This is a genomic window from Actinoplanes sp. NPDC051633 (genome assembly GCF_040681735.1).
GTDB lineage: Bacteria > Actinomycetota > Actinomycetes > Mycobacteriales > Micromonosporaceae > Actinoplanes.
In genome coordinates, this window is record NZ_JBFAZH010001385.1 from 1 (window position 1) to 1,842 (window position 1,842).

The 1,842-nt window shown below is 73.3% G+C and carries 2 protein-coding genes; both read left to right on the forward strand.

Features of this window, described 5'->3' with window-relative positions; all coding sequences use genetic code 11:
• Window positions 1–131 precede the first annotated feature (131 nt).
• Window positions 132–1,139: a LacI family DNA-binding transcriptional regulator gene (locus AB0M20_RS41230; RefSeq protein WP_364306742.1), complete on the forward strand. Its 1,008-nt coding sequence runs from the start codon at window positions 132–134 to the stop codon at window positions 1,137–1,139.
• Between the two features lie 25 nt (window positions 1,140–1,164).
• A complete protein-coding gene (locus tag AB0M20_RS41235; protein ID WP_364306744.1) occupies window positions 1,165–1,827 on the forward strand; it encodes an SDR family oxidoreductase in 663 nt (220 codons plus the stop codon).
• Window positions 1,828–1,842 lie beyond the last annotated feature (15 nt).

The window sequence follows — 1,842 nt, forward strand, 5'->3', positions numbered from 1 at the left end:
CCCGGCTCTCTTACCGGGAGCACGGCATGCGAAAAGCTACGGCTGAAAGCGCTCTCCGGGGTGCTACCAGGGCCGGTGCTATAACAGACGCCATGAGTCCGAGGCCGCCGCGTGGTGGGCAGCATCCCACCATGGACCAGGTCGCCGAGGCGGCCGGGGTGTCCCGGGCGACGGTGTCGCGGGTGATCAACGGCGCCCCGAGCGTGGACGCCAAGATCCGCGGGATGGTGGAGCGCGCCATCGCCGAGACCGGATACGTGCCCAACCTCGCCGCTCGCACTCTGGTGACCCGCCGCACCAACTCGGTGGCCCTGGTGATCTCGGAGCCGGAACGGCCGAACGACACCTCCTTCCTCAACCGCGTCTTCACCGACCCGTATTTCGGCCGGATCACGGCGGGCGCGACCGACGCGCTGCGCCCGCACGGCGTGCACCTGGTGATCATCCCCACCGACTCCGGCGACCATCATCACGTGATCCGCTACCTGCGTCAGGGTCACGTCGACGGCGTCCTGCTGATCAGCAGCCACGAGGCCGACCCGCTCCCCCGCCAGGTGCACGACCTGGGTATCCCCGCGGTGGTCTCGGCCCGCCCGGCGCAGCCGATCGCGGCCAGCTTCGTCGACGTCGACCAGCGGCTCGGCGCCCGGCTGGCGGCCGAGCACCTGCTCCGCCGCGGCTGCCGGCGGCTCGCCACGATCAGCGGCCCGCTGGACATCCCGGCCGGGCTCGACCGGCTGGACGGCTTCCGCTCCTACCTGGCCAACCGCGGCTTCGGCGACGTGCCGACCATCGAGGGCGACTTCACCCGGGCCGGTGGCGAGGAGTGCGCGCGGCGCCTGCTCGCCGAGCACCCCGACATCGACGGCCTGTTCGTGGCCAGCGACCTGATGTCGGAGGGCGCGCTGCGGGCGGTGCAGGACCTCGGCCGGCGGGTGCCCGAGGACGTCGCGGTGGTCGGCTTCGACGACAGCAGCGCGGCGCTGGACTGCCGGCCGCTGCTCACCACCGTGCGGCAGCCGGTCGAGGAGATGGCCGCCGAGATGGCCGAGCTGCTGCTCGCCCAGGTGGGCGCGCCCGGCCGCCTGCCCCGCTCGGTCACCTTCCAGCCCACGCTGGTGATCAGAGACAGCGCGTAAGGGCGGATAAGGGTAGGAAGGGAGGATGGACATCCTCGTTGCCGGCGGCCACGGCAAGGTCGCGCTGCGCCTCCTCGCCCTCCTCGCCGGGCGCGGCGACACCGCCCGCGGCCTGATCCGCAATCCCGAGCACGCCGCCGACCTGGAGAGGATCGGCGCCGTCCCGGTGCTCGGCGATCTCGAGAACGACCAGACGCTTGCTCCCCACGTGCGCGGGGCGGACGCCGTGGTCTTCGCGGCCGGCGCGGGCCCGGGCAGCGGCGCGGCACGCAAGCGGACGGTCGACCTGGGCGGCGCCGTCAAGCTCGCGGCCGCGGCGATCGAGACCGGGGTACGCCGCTACGTCATGGTCTCGTCGATCGGCGCCCAGGATCCGGCGTCGGCCGGCGACGCGATGCGGCCCTATCTCGAGGCCAAGGCTCAGGCCGACGAGTACGTGCGCGGCACGGCCCTGGACTGGACCATCGTGCGTCCGGGCTCGCTCACCGACGACCCGGGCACCGGCCGGGTGCGGGTCAGCACCGAGCTGGGCCGGCGCGGCCCGGTGCCCCGCGACGACGTGGCCGCCGTGCTCGCGGCGGTGCTGGCCATGCCGTCCACCACCGGAGTCACCTTCGAACTCTTCGGCGGCGATGTGCCGATCACCGAGGCTCTCGGGGCGCTCGAGTCCCCTCGAGACCCTCGGTGATCCGCTCGGCGTTTC